Raw genomic sequence first — 12,865 nt, 5'->3', positions numbered from 1 at the left:
CCGGAAGCAAGCAAACCCCCCGCGGCGGTGTGGATTACCCGGGAACTGTGACTCCTGGGCTCCAGCGAACTCCGTCGCCGGTGGTCGTCGCAATGATGGCAAATCCGTTTGCGGCACCGTACTGCACCGCTTCTAGTGGTAACTCCGGCTCAGTAGTCAATGCAATCAGCGTGGGACCCGCCCCAGATAGCGTTGCTGCCATGTTATGACGCCGCAGCAGCCGCAAATATTCCGCCGACGCGGGCATGGCCGGGGCGCGCTGAGGCTGATGTAGCACGTCTTCGGTGGCCGCCATCAGCAGGTCGGGCCGCTCGGTGAGCGCTACCACTAGCAACGCGGCACGGCTGACGTTGAACCGCGCGTCGTCGTGACTGACCTTCGCTGGCAGTAGTACCCGGGTCTCGGCGGTCGACGAACGCTCCTCGGGAATCGCGCAGAACAAGTGGATATCGGGATGAAGCCGTAACGGCACGGCCGAGTATTCCGGCCGCCCCCTGCTGCGGTCGATCCAAGAAACCACCGCACCGCCCATCACAGCGGCCGCGGCGTTGTCGGGATGCCCCTCGAACTCCGAGGACAGCTGGATCAGCTGTGCCTCACTCAACGGTGTCGAATCTGTCTGTGCAACAAGCCCGTTGACAGCCGCGAGTCCGCTCACCACCGCCGCCGCGGACGAGCCGAGGCCGCGGGAATGCGGGATGTCGTTGCGGCAACGCACCACCAGGCCGGGGGCGCTGACCTCAAGTGCCTGCAACCCGTGCTGGATGGCGCGCACCACCAGGTGGTCGGGACCCAGCGGAACTTGGTCGGCACCCTCCCCCTCGACCTCCACTACCAAGCCGGAATCTGTTGTCTCGACAATGATCTCGTCGCAAAGACGCAGCGCCAGGCCGATGCTGTCGAAGCCCGGGCCGAGGTTGGCACTCGATGCCGACACCACTGCGCTCGCCACGAGTCCGGGAGGCAGCACTAACCCCACTAGGTCAGCCCCAACTTCTCGACGACGGCTATGGGGTCAACGGGCAGCGGCGACACGCTCGGCATGTCCCGCAGTGCCGTGTCGGGATCCTTGAGGCCGTTGCCGGTCACCGTGCACACCACCGTCGACCCGCGAACCACCCAGCCGTCATCGATGGCCTTGAGCAAGCCCGCGATGCTGGCCGCGGAAGCGGGCTCGACGAAGACACCTTCAGCTTGGGCGACCAGGTGGTATGCGGCCAGGATTTCCTCGTCGGTAGCGGCCAAGAAACGGCCCTTGGACTGTTGCTGTGCCTCGACGGCCGAAGTCCACGATGCGGGTGACCCGATGCGGATCGCGGTAGCGATCGTCTCCGGATGGCTCACCGGTTCGCCAAGAACCAGGGGCGCCGCGCCCGCGGCTTGCGTGCCCAGCAAGCGGGGCAGCTTGTCGATCAGTCCCTCGCGGTGATACTCGGTGTATCCCTTCCAATACGCGGTGATGTTGCCGGCATTGCCAACCGGAAGGGCGTGCACGTCCGGTGCCGCGCCCAGCGCGTCGACGATTTCGAACGCCGCTGTTTTCTGACCTTCGATGCGCACCGGGTTGACCGAATTCACCAACGAGATTGTCGGGAAATCAGCGGCCAACTTGCGGGCCAGTTCCAGGCAGTCGTCGAAGTTCCCGTCGATCTGAATGATCTTGGCGCCGTGCATCACCGCCTGAGCCAGCTTGCCCATCGCGATCTTGCCCTGCGGTATCAGCACCGCGCAGGTGATGCCTGCCCGGGCCGCGTATGCCGCCGCCGATGCCGAAGTATTTCCCGTCGATGCGCACAACACCGCCTGCTGCCCCCGCGCCAGTGCGTCGGTGACCGCCATCGTCATGCCCCGGTCCTTGAAGGAGCCGGTGGGGTTGAGGCCCTCGACCTTGAGGTGGATCGTGCAGCCGGTCCGCTTGGACAGTCTCGGCGCCGCAATCAGCGGTGTTCCACCTTCGAGCAGCGTCACGGGAGTCCAATCGTCACCCACCGGGAGTCGGTCCCGGTATGAGGCGATCACGCCCGGCCAGGGCTGATGGATGGCCGACTGAGCCATCCGGGGGGCGCTCATAGGCCGGTTCCTTCCAGTCGCAGCACACTCGTAACGCCGTTCACGACATCCAAGTCTGCCAGTGCTTCAACGGTTTCAGAGAGTGCGGCGTCGGTAGCCAGGTGGGTGACCACCACGATTTGGGCTCCCACCCGTTGGCCACCCTCGTCGACCATGCCTTCCTGACGCACTTCGGCGATGCTCACTTCGCGTTTGGCGAATTCCGCTGCTACGGCTGACAATACGCCCGGTTTGTCCGCGACATTCATGCTGACGTAGTAACGAGTGCTGATGAAACCCATTGGTGCTATCGGCAATTGAGCGTACTTGGATTCACGTGGTCCGCGACTCCTCATGACTCGGTTACGGGCGGCCATCACCAGATCGCCGGTGACTGCCGACGCGGTGGGTGCGCCGCCGGCGCCCTGGCCGTAGAACATGAGCCTCCCTGCGGCTTCGGCTTCGACTACCACGGCGTTGAAAGCACCGTTCACCGTGGCCAGCGGATGCGACAGCGGCACCAAGGCCGGATATACCCGGGCCGAAACCCGTTGCTGTCCTTCGTCGGTGGTTATGCGTTCACAGATCGACAGCAGCTTGATCGTGCAACCCAGGGCGCGCGCCGACTCGAAGTCGGCGGGGGTGATCTTGGTGATGCCCTCCCGATAGACGTCATCGGCGGTTACCCGGGTGTGGAAGGCAATCGATGCCAGAATCGCGGCTTTCGCTGCGGCGTCATACCCTTCGACGTCTGCGGTGGGATCGGCCTCTGCGTAACCCAGCGCGCTCGCGTCGGCCAAAGCTTTGTCATAGTCAGCGCCGGTGCTGTCCATTTCCGAAAGGATGTAGTTAGTGGTGCCGTTGACGATGCCTGCCACCCGAAGCACCGTGTCACCAGCCAGCGACTGGGTCAGCGGGCGGATGACGGGTATGGCACCGGCCACCGCGGCCTCGAAATACAAGTCCACATGCGCGCTTTCGGCGGCTCCCGCGAGTTCCCCGGTCGATGTGGACAGCAGCGCCTTGTTCGCGGTGACGACGGACTTGCCGCGCTCGAGTGCGGCCAGGATCGCCTTGCGAGACGGTTCCACCGGGCCCATCACTTCGACGACGATGTCGACGTCCTCGCGCGTAACGAGTTCTTCGATGTTGTCGGTGAGCAGTTCGATCGGCACACCGCGGTCGGCGGCAACCCGGCGCACCCCGACGCCGCGTAGCACCAATGGGGCGCCGATGCGGCCCGCAAGATCGTCGGCGCTGTTCTCAATGATCCTGACAACTTCACTGCCGACGTTGCCCAACCCGAGTACCGCTACGCCGACCGGCTTTTCGTCACCGGGCACGGGTCACCTCACCTCCAGACTCAGCAGATCGTCGACCGTCTCCCGGCGGAGGATCAGGCGAGCCTTGCCCGCTCTCACCGCGACCACCGCGGGACGGCCAACCATGTTGTAACGGCTCGACAGCGAATAGCAGTAGGCGCCGGTCGCGGCCACTGCGACCAGGTCGCCAGGCTTTAGGTCGTCGGGCACCCACGCGTCTCGCACGATGATATCGCCGCTTTCGCAATGCTTTCCGACGACGCGGGCCGAGACCGCCGGTGCATCGCTGATGCGCGAGACCAGCCGGACGTCATACCGCGCGTCATAGAGCGCCGTGCGGATGTTGTCGCTCATGCCGCCGTCGACACTGACATAACGCCGGTTGGTTGTGGAGCTGATGTCGACGTCCTTGACGGTGCCGACTTCGTACAGCGTGATGGTTCCCGGTCCGGCGATGGCGCGTCCGGGCTCGACCACCAGCCTTGGTACGGGGAGGCCCACGGCCTGCGACTCGTTGCTCACGATGGCGCCCAGCTTTGCCGCCAGGTCGGCTATCGGCGGCGGATCGTCAGCCGCCAGGTACGAGATGCCCAGGCCGCCACCGAGATCAACGGTCGACACCTGTGCCGTCTTTGCGGGGCCAAACTCGCCGACAACCTCATGGAGCAGGCCGATCACTCGGTGCGCGGCGAGTTCGAAGCCAGCGACATCGAAGATCTGCGAACCGATGTGGCTATGCAGCCCCACCAATCGCAGGTGATCGGTGGCAAACACCCGGCGCACCGCTGCCATGGCGGCACCGCCGGCAACCGACAACCCGAACTTCTGGTCTTCGTGGGCGGTGGAGATGAACTCGTGGGTATGAGCCTCGACACCGACGGTGAGACGCACCAGGACATCTTGGACGATTCCCGCCTCCCCAGCGATGGCGTCCAGGCGCTCGATCTCGGTCATCGAGTCCAGCACGATATGGCCGACGCCGGCTTTGACCGCGGCGGTAAGCTCTGCGACCGATTTGTTGTTGCCGTGCAACGTGATTCGATCCGGCGGGAAGTTCGCGTGCAGCGCGACGGCCAGCTCCCCCCCGGTGCATACATCGAGGGAGAGCCCTTCTTCCTCGATCCACCGCGCTATTTCGCTGCACAGGAAGGCCTTGGCGGCATAGTGCACGTTGGCTCCACCGCCGAATGCGGCGGCGGTCTCTTTGCACCGGGAGCGAAAGTCGTCCTCGTCGATGACGAACAGCGGCGTTCCGTACTCATGGGCCAGATCGGTCAGTTTGACCCCCGCAATGCTGGCCACGCCAGCGTTGTCGCGAGTGGTGTTGCGAGGCCACACATTCGGCGCCAACCGCAGCAGCTCATCGGTCGACTGCGGCCGCGGAGGGCTTTCGGTGTGGCGGGTCTCTTCGGCGTGCCGGGGACCGGCGGGATGGACGTTCACATTCTCTCCGGGGCGCTGACACCAAGGATTGCCAGCCCATTGGCGATGACCTGGCGGGCGGCCTGACACAACGCCAGGCGTGCGGCATGCAGGTCGGTGGGCTGCTCGTCGCCTTGGGGCAACACCCTGCACGAGTCGTAGAAGCGATGGTAGTCGCCGGCGAGGTCTTCCAGGTAGCGGCATACCCGGTGCGGTTCCCGCAGCGACGCCGCCGTTTTGAGCACCCGCGGGAATTCGCCGATGCTACGCAGCAACGTGCCCTCTTTGTCGTGGGTGAGCAGCTGGAGGTTTGCGGTGTCGGGAATCAGGCCGAGCTCGGTGGCGTTGCGGGCCAATGCCGACAACCGGGCATGCGCGTATTGCACGTAATACACCGGATTTTCATTCGATGCCGAGGACCACAGCGCCAGGTCGATATCGATCGCCGTGTCCACCGACGAGCGGATCAGGCTGTAACGCGCGGCGTCGACTCCGATGGCCTCGACCAGGTCGTCAAGGGTGATCACGGTGCCCGCTCGTTTGCTCATCCGGACCGGCTGGCCATCACGGACCAGGTTGACCATCTGGCCGATGAGCACCTCGACGGTTGCCGGGTCGTCGCCGAAGGCCGCAGCCGCTGCCTTGAGCCGGGCGATGTATCCGTGGTGGTCGGCGCCGAGCATGTAAATGCACAGGTCGAAACCGCGCTGCCGCTTATCCAGGTAATACGCAAGATCCCCGGCGATGTAGGCGGGCTTGCCGTCGCTTTTGATCACGACGCGGTCCTTGTCGTCGCCAAAAGCGCTGCTGCGCAACCAGGTTGCGCCGTCCTTCTCGTATATGTTGCCGGTTTCGCGAAGCCTGGCGATGGCCTGGTCGACGCGCCCGCTGGTGTGCATCGAGTCTTCGTGGGTATAGACGTCGAAGTCGGTGCCAAACTCGTGCAGCGACTCTTTGATGTGGGCGAACATCAGGTCGACGCCGATTTCGCGGAAGGTCTCGCGCGTCTCGGCGTCGGGCAGGGCCAGCGCGTCAGGCGCCTTCTGCAGCACCAATGCGGCGATGTCGGTGATGTACGTGCCCGCATAGCCGTCGGCAGGTGTGGGCTCACCCTTGGCGGCGGCGACTAAGGAGTTGGCGAAGCGGTCGATCTGGGCGCCGTGGTCGTTGAAGTAGTATTCGCGCACCACGTCTGCGCCTTGCGTGGATAGGAGCCGACCCAGCGCGTCGCCGACCGCGGCCCAGCGCGTTCCGCCGATGTGGATCGGTCCGGTCGGGTTGGCCGAGACGAATTCCAGGTTGACCTTCTGGCCCGCCAATAGCTGCGAGTGACCGTAGGTGTCGCCGGCGTCGATGACGTCGTTGACGACCTTGGCCTGCGCCGAGGCCTCGAGGCGCATGTTGATAAAGCCCGGTCCGGCGACGTCTGCTTCCGCGATGCCGTCGGCCTTTATTAGCGCGTCGGCGAGCCATCCGGCCAGTTCACGCGGATTTGTGCGAACCTTTTTGGCGAGCTGGAGCGCGAGGTTGCTGGCGTAATCGCCGTGCTCGGGGTTACGCGGGCGCTCCACGGTGACCGTCTGCGGCAACGCAGACACGTCGAGGCCATGCTCGACCAGCACCGCGGTAGCGGTGGCTTTGAGCAGCTCGGCGAGGTCAGCGGGGGTCACGATCGTCCATCCTATTGGCTGCGGTGCTTGCGCCTCGAATCCATCGCGGTGGTCCGTCCGTGACCGCGATGCGCTAGTCTGGCGGGGCCCGATGGCGCAGTGACTTAATGGTGCGCCCCCGTAGCTCAGGGGATAGAGCGTCTGCCTCCGGAGCAGAAGGCCGCAGGTTCGAATCCTGCCGGGGGCACAGCCTCTACCAGCGGAAACGTCTCTAAGCATAGGGTCCGTGCGATCCGCGTGCAATCTTTTTTTAGCCGCTCGGCCGGCTCTCCGCTCAACAGCACCACGTGAGTAAGGAGATTCAGCAAACGAAGAACCCCGGCGACTGCGGTGAACAGCCCGGGGGATGGCCGAACCTAACTAGGAGATTCGACGTGTCCAACCCTACTGTTCTCAGCCGACACCACCCGTCCCAGAACGAGATCCGCACCCACGCCGATCGCACCTGGCGTAACTACACCGACGAGTTGAGCGAGGAGGAGATGCAAGACCTCACCCGCCGCGAAGCTGGCATCTGGCCCCCGGGTCTTGCGTTCCTCACGACCCGCCCGGAACCCGACACCCCCGAAGCCCGGGTGAATCTGGCGCAGTGGTTCGTTCACCAGAACCGAGCCCAGATGCGCTTGGCGCACATACCCGCACCAGCAGGGGCAGATGAGGTTAACGCCGCACCCACCGCCGCGCCCAACGCCGTGTGCGCGACGCCGGATTCCCACGCCCAAAGCGGCTCGAAGAGTTCTCCTTTGAGGCCAACCCCGCGATCAACCCCGCCGTCATCGGACAACTCGCCACCTGCGCTTGGGTCAAGGCAGGAAACCCGTTGTGTTTGATCGGCGATTCCGGCACCGGCAAAACCCATCTCCTCATCGCGCTGGGCAGCCTGGCCGCCGAAGCCGGCCACCGGGTCCGCTACACCCTGGCCAGCAAGCTCGTCAACGAACTCGTCGAAGCCGCCGACGACAAACAACTGACCAAACTGATCAACCACTACGGAAGAGTCGATCTGATCCTGGTCGATGAACTCGGGTACTTGCAGCTGGACCGCCGTGGCGCAGAACTGCTGTTACAAGTTCTCACCGAGCGCGAGGAACGCGCGGCCATCGCCATCGCCTCCAACGAACCCTTCTCCTCGTGGACCAAGACATTCACCGACCCGCGACTATGTGCCGCCATCGTCGACAGACTGACATTCGCCGGCCAAATCATCGAAACCGGCAGCACCTCATACCGACTCGCCCAAGCCCGCAAAACCTGCCAAGCAGGTGGGGCCAATTCGAACCGTCACGCCGGGGCCAGTTCAAGTTGACATTGCCAATAGCAACGACTCGCGGCCTATTTGAACGTGTTTCTGCAGATGGGTGGTGATCGTCCGTAGCAGGTGGGGTGGGATTGAGATGTCCCGGATGCCCTCCTTGCTTTTCGGAGTCGTCAGCTTGAACACGCCGTCGACCAATGCAACCGCCCGGCGCACACGGACGACGTTGGCAACCAGATCGACGTCTTTGCGGCGTAACTCGCGTAGTTCACTAATAGGCATGGCTAACCACGCGGCCATAAGTACGAGCGCTTGGTAGGACTCTCGCATCCCGGCAGCGATGGTCTCGATCTCATCGTGGGTTGCTGGATGTGTCTTTTCGGCGCGGTGCGAGGTGGTGACGCCGGTGATCTGACAGGGCGTTGCATCGATCAAACCACGCGCCAACACAGCATCCATAATTGAGCGCAGCAGCGAATAAGCGTGACGGCGCACGGTGGCGGGGCCGGCGGCCGAGCTGGCGTACCACTCGTTGACCCCCGCCGAGCTAATATCGCGAAGCTCCACGACCGCGAAAGTTGGCAGAAGCCGCGCCCGCAGTAGCCGACGGTAGCTGTCGCGCGTGCGTCCCGAGACAGTCCGCTCCGCTAGCCAAGCACCCGCAAACTCATCGAACCAGGGCGTGGTACCGCTCATCCCTGACATAGGCATGAGCAAACCGTAACGCGGGCAGAATGAACGCGCGTAGGGTGACGGGGACCCTTGAGTTCACCTGTTGGGGATCATCTATGTCGACGGAGCCTTTGTCCGACGCAGAAGTCGGACTAGCGGAGAACTTCGGGTTCGCGATTCTTGGCGTCCGCGTCGGCGGCGGTGAACTGCTCAAACTGCCGGGACCAGGAAGTGTCGTCGCCGTCGTAGGCGCAAACAATGTGGGAAAATCGACGTTCTTACGCCAAATCCAGGAAATCTTAAGTTCGGGCAATCTCGCCAAGGAAATGTTTCCTTCGGTCGTTACCGAACTCGCCGGACCTTGGGTGGGCTCAGAGGGAGACTTTACCGCGTGGCTCCTCGCACACGCTCGGATTGACGAACGAGCAGGTATCAAATACGTAACCCGTAACAGCAACGATCCCCAGATCCCATTGCAGAACACTTCCGCAATCCGGAAATTGCCTACGCCCGGCGGCCTAACTCACTGGTTTGTGAGCAACCTAATGTACCCCTCGGACAGGCAAATGGTCTGCGGGATGTCTAACCGCAGCGATCCGTCGGGTTCGCCGCCCCAGACCGCCATGCAGGTCCTATTCGCAGACATACTAAAGCGCGAGAAGATCAAGAGCCTCGCGGCCCGCATGTTTGACGTTGAACTCCATTTCGACACCGTGTCCGCAAGCATCGGCTTCCGCCTCGGCAGACCCGACGTTGCGCCCCCGAACGTAGATGAGATAGACGCCGAGTACGCGACCGCTGTAGGGAAGTTACCTCTCCTGACTAGTCAGGGAGACGGAATTAAGTCAGCACTCGGTCTGCTTATTCCTCTGATCGTCAATGAAAATCCTTTGTCGATCGTAGATGAGCCAGAAGCGTTTCTGCATCCACCTCAAGCAGAAATTCTTGGTTCCGAGATAGCAGCTGTTGCAAGGGCAAACAATTCACAGGTCATCCTTGCCACCCATGACAAAAACATTCTTCAGGGTCTCGCCAGAAGCGAAACTCCATTATCGATTATTCATCTCAGGCGTTCAGGTGACAGCACTACGGCCATCCGCTTGGGGGCCGACGACATCGAATACCTCTGGAAAAATGTGACACTTCGATACGGCAATGCTCTCGACAGCTTATTCCACCGCGCAGTCATCATTGCAGAAGCTGACCGCGACGCGCACTTTTACCGCGCTGCCATCGACTTCGTACAAGACGAGAAAAACCCAAAACCCCCGGCACACAATCTGATGTTTCTCAGTAGCTACGGTAAGCAGAACATGGCATCAATCGTCGAACGCCTCCGAAAGCTCGGCGTACGGACCGTAACCACTCCTGACCTTGACATCCTCAACGATGAAACGGTACTCCGCCGGCTAGTCATTGCGCATGGCGGTGACTGGGACACGATCAAGCAGCTGTATAAGCAGGCAACGAATGAATTCCTCGGTCCCGCGAAGTCTCCCACGATCGACGAAGCGCGAGCGAAGATCGAAGATGTGCTTAGCAAGAATGTGGGCAATGTATTGGATAAGCCGCTCGCGAAGGCTCTGGCTACTGCGGTTTCACTCCCAACAACGAGTTGGAGCAGGCTCAAGGAAGCGGGCAGCCGGGCATTCCACGCTGATAGGGAAGCCGCAGCAAAACTACTGGATGCCTTGGACGCCGTGGGAATTATCGCAGTAAAGGTTGGTGAGTTGGAGAATTTCGTCACAAATGCCAACGCGCCGAAGGGGCCGGAGTTCTTGCCCGTCGCATTTGCTGCAGGCGCTCACCGCACGGACGAGGCACAAGCACATGCCAATCGGCTCTTAACGGCGGCCGGCATCTGAGTCGAGCCTGTTGAGGCGGTCTGCTATTCCCACCGCCCATATGAAGTAAGGGGTGCCGCGCGACCTCCCCCTTCCTTGTCCGTCGCCGTCACCCGGTGTACGTAAGCTTCGATCCCACCACCACGTCGGGATTGTGTCCGTTCTTCAGCAGTAACCGCTTTACGGCGTCTATTCGCAGCTCCTGGTCCGGACCAGGCCCAACCACGAGGCTCGCAATCGTTTGCCGTGAATCCTCCGGGCGCGGAAGGGGGGAGAAAGTGGCGATGCCGACGGTCTTGGGATTGATGTAGAGGTCGATATACGGAACGACACCTTTTGCCGACGGCCTGAATTCGGTGAAGTCGTAGCCCGATGTTTCGGTAATAAGGCGCCACTCGGACTCTTCAGCGAAACCCTCATCCTTCATCTGCGCAATCGCTTGCATTACGTGGATGCGTCCAAAATCGTTTGGGTAACCTCCTTCGAGCATCGGCAAGCTGTCCGGCAGCGGATCAACTAGCCGGTCAATCGTCCCATGTGCTACCCCAGCGGCCTGTCCGCGGCCGTACCACACCTGATGAAGAGTTACCTTCATCATCACCAGGTCCTGCGAGAAGCGGTACGTATTCTCCGCCAGCACTTCGCGGGGTATCCCGATCGCGTACCCGCCGCCGTTGGCCCCGTACCCTCGCCATTGACTAAGGAGGTCGCCCGTTTCACAAAAGCAAGCAGCATGAATTGCAAGTCTCGACTTGAGTGTCGCCCAATCAATCTCAATGCGATCTTCGCGCAACTCCTCGGCGAGCCTTAGTAGTGCAGAGCTAATCAACTGCGAAGCATCATCTCGACTATCGGACCATGCTTCAAGTTCGGCCGTCATAACTTCTGCGCCGAAACGCAGCTCTGCCTTGTCGTTGAGATAAAGCACATCCGAGGCCCTCAGCGTGAGGGCCCCTTCGAACGAGAGTTCCTTGGTCCACGGGTCGGGTGGATCCGATCTTCCGATGATCCCAATGAGCCCTGCGGCGTCTGTGTAGTGAAAAAGTACGTCCGGTTCGTCCATCGCTCGAACTTCTCGTCTTGTGATCCGCGGATGCATGCCAGGCCCCAACTGGCTGACGTGCCAGCTCGACTACTTCCTGCTGCAGTAATAATTCAACCAGGCTTCAATGCGCTCGCCGATACGTGGATCGGTCTCCGAGGGAAGCATGGAGACCCGCTCGCGAATTACAGCCACATCTAGAAGGCCGCCACGAATCAGTGCCAGAACGAAATCGAGGTCCTTTGGACGTCCCGCAGCAAGTTTTGAGACGGCGAGGTCGTGCGGATTCAGAAAATGCGGTTCAGCAGGCTTTGAGGACTGAAGTCCCCAACTTACGAGCCGGTCCTTCCACCCCTCGGGCAAGGTGGCCACGTCGATATGGACGCCCTCGGCGTAAATTCCGTGTTCTTCGTGGAACGTTGACATCTCGCCGATGGCGCCCTCGACCTCATCCGCTTTGTTCCTCCCCGGATCATCAAGAAACGCGATGTCAGCCTCTTGAGAGGCTGTGGCTTCAGGAGGCAGATCCTCTTCGTCAAACGATCCGAGGATCGACTGCGAGCCAAGTACAAGCACATTCGCATCGCGTGCGATAGCGCAGGCGGAACGGAGCAGATGAGCCAGTTGTTGTCGGGTCATGCAGCCAGGACTTGCTCGTGCTCCCGATTCCAGTGATCCTTAAAGGTGCGCAAGACTCGCAGTCTCGTCTCATCGGGCAACACGCCGGCAAATGGAGAGTTTTGCCGCAGCTCGCGCGCCTCCCGCGAAGGACTGTTCACGACGTCCACAATCGCGTCTAGGCCGCCGTCGAGCACTCGCTTCCACTCTTCGAAATACCGCACAGTCATTCCATCGGGACGATGCATGGTGGTCCAGCGAACGAGGTTGTCACGAGCCTTGGATATGACGACATCGGGTTCAGCGAGCACTTGCGTCAGCAACGCCTGATGTAGCCGCAACGACTTTTCTTCTTCGCGCGTGAGCCGATTGCCCATGAGGCGGGCAACTTCCCGGCTCGGGACACGTCGATGAGCGCCTACGCGGACATGCTCGATGTCGCCGCGGTCACACAAATTGGCGACATGCTGGCGTGAAACGCCGAGCAACCGCGCGACCTCACCTGTCTTCAGCATTGTCTCCATGGGGACCAATCCTCTCTCACAAACCCAAAAAACACAACACCACTGTTCAGCGACATATTCCCACGCCAGAGTTCACAGCACCTATCGTCACCCGCCGCCGCAGCTGTGATCCGCAAGCATCCTGTACACCGTGGCCCGGCTAACCCTGAGCGTTGTCGCGATGGTGCTCGCGGACTCACCACTGGCATGCATCCGCTGAGCCAGAGCTGCTTTGGAAGCATCGAGTGCCTTGGGACGGCCAATCGCTTGGCCACGTGCCCTCCGCGCCTCTCGTGCGGCAGCCCGCCGCTCCCGCCCAAGCTCAAGTTCAAGTTCGGCAAGGCTGGCGAGAACGCCGGCCACCATGCGGCCTGTGGCATTAGAAGTGTCGATGCCTTCTCGAAGCGAACGGAGCACGATGATGCTTGCAGGGCCGTTTTCATTTTTCGTCAATAGATCAATCGACCG

General features: G+C 61.8%; 11 protein-coding genes, 1 tRNA gene and 2 pseudogenes. 3 read left to right on the top strand and 11 right to left on the bottom strand.

Annotated features, from left to right (window positions below; genetic code table 11):
- Window positions 1-34: 34 nt before the first annotated feature.
- Genes thrB through argS form a run of 5 tightly spaced genes read right to left on the bottom strand, consistent with a single transcriptional unit; the run spans window position 35 to window position 6,463 of the window.
- Window positions 35-970 carry a homoserine kinase gene (gene thrB, locus MSIMFI_RS14235; RefSeq protein WP_191498195.1) on the bottom strand — a complete coding sequence of 312 codons (936 nt, stop codon included), beginning with the start codon at window positions 968-970 and terminating at the stop codon, window positions 35-37.
- Window positions 971-978: 8 nt separating this feature from the next.
- A complete protein-coding gene (thrC, locus tag MSIMFI_RS14230; protein WP_396820219.1) occupies window positions 979-2,055 on the bottom strand; it encodes a threonine synthase in 1,077 nt (358 codons plus the stop codon).
- Between the two features lie 11 nt (window positions 2,056-2,066).
- Window positions 2,067-3,392 (bottom strand): homoserine dehydrogenase, encoded by a 1,326-nt coding sequence (locus MSIMFI_RS14225; protein ID WP_186244121.1) that lies wholly within the window; start codon window positions 3,390-3,392, stop codon window positions 2,067-2,069.
- A 3-nt stretch (window positions 3,393-3,395) separates the two neighbouring features.
- A complete protein-coding gene (gene lysA, locus MSIMFI_RS14220; protein WP_191497678.1) occupies window positions 3,396-4,814 on the bottom strand; it encodes a diaminopimelate decarboxylase in 1,419 nt (472 codons plus the stop codon).
- Window positions 4,811-6,463, bottom strand: a complete 1,653-nt coding sequence (gene argS / locus MSIMFI_RS14215; RefSeq protein WP_191497677.1) for an arginine--tRNA ligase — start codon at window positions 6,461-6,463, stop codon at window positions 4,811-4,813. Before argS ends, lysA begins: the two co-directional genes overlap by 4 nt.
- Before the next feature lie 114 nt (window positions 6,464-6,577).
- Between argS and MSIMFI_RS14210 the strand changes: the two genes are divergently transcribed.
- Window positions 6,578-6,650 (top strand) — tRNA-Arg (locus tag MSIMFI_RS14210).
- Window positions 6,651-6,819: 169 nt separating this feature from the next.
- Here MSIMFI_RS14210 and MSIMFI_RS14205 read toward each other — a convergent pair.
- Entirely contained in the window at window positions 6,820-7,065 is a 246-nt protein-coding gene (locus MSIMFI_RS14205; protein ID WP_191497676.1) for a hypothetical protein, read from the bottom strand.
- Between the two features lie 65 nt (window positions 7,066-7,130).
- On the opposite strand from MSIMFI_RS14205, the pseudogene istB reads away from it, so the two are divergent.
- Window positions 7,131-7,769: pseudogene (gene istB, locus MSIMFI_RS14200) on the top strand (IS21-like element helper ATPase IstB); the annotation flags it as partial.
- Here istB and MSIMFI_RS14195 read toward each other — a convergent pair.
- Window positions 7,761-8,429, bottom strand: a complete 669-nt coding sequence (locus MSIMFI_RS14195) for a site-specific integrase (protein WP_191497675.1) — start codon at window positions 8,427-8,429, stop codon at window positions 7,761-7,763. The pseudogene istB and the gene MSIMFI_RS14195 sit on opposite strands and share 9 nt — an antisense overlap.
- Before the next feature lie 77 nt (window positions 8,430-8,506).
- On the opposite strand from MSIMFI_RS14195, the gene MSIMFI_RS14190 reads away from it, so the two are divergent.
- Window positions 8,507-10,255 (top strand): ATP-dependent nuclease, encoded by a 1,749-nt coding sequence (locus MSIMFI_RS14190; protein ID WP_191497674.1) that lies wholly within the window; start codon window positions 8,507-8,509, stop codon window positions 10,253-10,255.
- An 88-nt stretch (window positions 10,256-10,343) separates the two neighbouring features.
- Here the strand turns inward: MSIMFI_RS14190 and MSIMFI_RS14185 are convergent, their stop codons facing one another.
- From MSIMFI_RS14185 to MSIMFI_RS14170, 4 genes and pseudogenes are all read right to left on the bottom strand, one after another.
- Window positions 10,344-11,297 (bottom strand): DUF2971 domain-containing protein, encoded by a 954-nt coding sequence (locus tag MSIMFI_RS14185; RefSeq protein ID WP_191497673.1) that lies wholly within the window; start codon window positions 11,295-11,297, stop codon window positions 10,344-10,346.
- 69 nt (window positions 11,298-11,366) lie between these two features.
- Window positions 11,367-11,915 carry a DUF6036 family nucleotidyltransferase gene (locus tag MSIMFI_RS14180; protein WP_191497672.1) on the bottom strand — a complete coding sequence of 183 codons (549 nt, stop codon included), beginning with the start codon at window positions 11,913-11,915 and terminating at the stop codon, window positions 11,367-11,369.
- Window positions 11,912-12,418, bottom strand: coding sequence for a helix-turn-helix domain-containing protein (locus MSIMFI_RS14175; protein WP_191497671.1), 507 nt, complete (start codon window positions 12,416-12,418; stop codon window positions 11,912-11,914). The genes MSIMFI_RS14180 and MSIMFI_RS14175 overlap by 4 nt, the downstream gene beginning before the upstream one ends.
- Window positions 12,419-12,505: 87 nt before the next feature.
- Window positions 12,506-12,817, bottom strand: a pseudogene (locus MSIMFI_RS14170) (helix-turn-helix domain-containing protein); the annotation flags it as partial.
- Window positions 12,818-12,865: the final 48 nt, after the last annotated feature.

This window comes from Mycobacterium simulans, assembly GCF_900232995.1.
In the GTDB taxonomy this organism is placed as follows: Bacteria; Actinomycetota; Actinomycetes; order Mycobacteriales; family Mycobacteriaceae; genus Mycobacterium; species Mycobacterium simulans.
This window is presented reverse-complemented; position numbering and strand designations above follow the sequence as displayed.